At 56.2% G+C, this 1,442-nt stretch carries 2 protein-coding genes; both read left to right on the top strand.

From position 1 onward, the window contains the following. Positions 1 to 901: RHS repeat-associated core domain-containing protein (locus tag Z164_RS23160; RefSeq protein ID WP_321166292.1), on the top strand; the 901-nt coding region annotated here is incomplete at its 5' end. Beyond that, complete coding sequence (locus Z164_RS22710) at positions 888 to 1,376, top strand: hypothetical protein (protein ID WP_160170709.1); 489 nt, start codon at positions 888 to 890, stop codon at positions 1,374 to 1,376. The genes Z164_RS23160 and Z164_RS22710, both read left to right, overlap by 14 nt. The last annotated feature ends 66 nt before the right edge of the window (positions 1,377 to 1,442 follow it).

Below are 1,442 nucleotides of genomic sequence, written 5' to 3'. Positions count from 1 at the left end.
GACCGTCGTCCCGATCCTGGCGGGTCTCAACATCGACGAACGCTACGCGAGAGGTTCGGGTGCGAACCGGCACTACTTCCTGACCGACGCCCTGGGCAGCACCCGAGCGCTAACCGACAGCAACGGCGGCGTCGTCCAGAGCTACGACTACGACCCCTACGGCGGCACGCATCCGGCCAATGCCACGATCCAGAATCCGTACCGCTACACCGGCCGCGAGCAGGACGCGAGCGGGCTGTACTACTACCGGGCCCGGTACTACCATCCGGGGATGGGGCGGTTTGTTTCTGAAGATTCGATCGGGCTGGCCGGTGGGGATGCCAATCTCTACGCTTACGTTATTGGTGATCCAGTTTCTTTATCGGATCCCTCTGGCAATTGTCCATGGTGCGTCGGGGCTGGCGTTGGTTTCGGTATCGAGTTGGTTTCTCAGCTAATACAAAATGGAGGCAACTGGGGCTGCTTAGATGTGGGGGCGCTACTTACAGCGACTGCCCTTGGCGCCGTTGGCGGTGGCCTTGGGGCCAATGCCCTCACGAGAGCTGCTAGGGGAATGACGAACTCAACAAAAGGTCGAGTCGGAGAGGCGCTCTCCATAGCCAATAATAAGCTCAAGGGAAGCCGGTTAATTGAAACTCAGACTAGAAGCATCCCTGGATATAGAACGGTGGTCGATAGCACATGGAGGTCGTGGAGAGGGGCTACTTATTACGTGGAATCAAAGTTCGGTAGCTCCGGATTGACTGCGGCCCAGCGCGCAGCCCAAAGGGGAGTGGGAGATGCATATCGGGTCGAGAGGTGGGGTTATGATCTCGTGGGCAGAGCCGGGGCTGTAGGTGGCGGAGCGATCGGCGGTGCAGCAGGCGGAGCGATTGCTGGAGGCGGATGTGGCTGCAACTGAGAAGCGCAAAGTGGAGGCAGTTATTCGGGATGCTGTCCTTCCCGTTTTTGCATCAATGAACTATGATTCTGTTCCGCTTAGTAAAGAAGATCTAGCCTCTGCGGAGATAAGAAAATCGTTTCCCTTTGGTCGGGTTAGGAAGTCGGTAGAGGGGCGAATATTTCAGGCTGAAGTCCAGATCCATCGACGCGATGAGCGGAAGGTAAGGGTTAATTTTGGTTCGTTCTCGTTAGGTGGTATCGATCACCCGGTTGCAGGTAAGGTCGCAGCTCAGGATGTCTGGGTGCATTATCTGGAGCGATACTACGCGCTTTATAAATTTCCACCGCTAAAAATTTGGTTTTACCTGGATATTAATTCTACCGTTGGGGGTGGCGAGCCCAAGGGAGTTAGGTCGCTCAGCAATGCATTGCAGGAGATTGACGATCTTCTTGAACAAGGAAGGAAGGGGAGGCACGTCAAGACATGCGGTTGACCGCAGGTGTGCTGAATCGAGCGGCGCCGCGCTGACCTACGACGTCAACGGCAACCTGACCTCCGA

Source organism: Luteimonas huabeiensis HB2 (genome assembly GCF_000559025.1).
In the GTDB taxonomy this organism is placed as follows: Bacteria; Pseudomonadota; Gammaproteobacteria; order Xanthomonadales; family Xanthomonadaceae; genus Luteimonas; species Luteimonas huabeiensis.
This window is presented reverse-complemented; position numbering and strand designations above follow the sequence as displayed.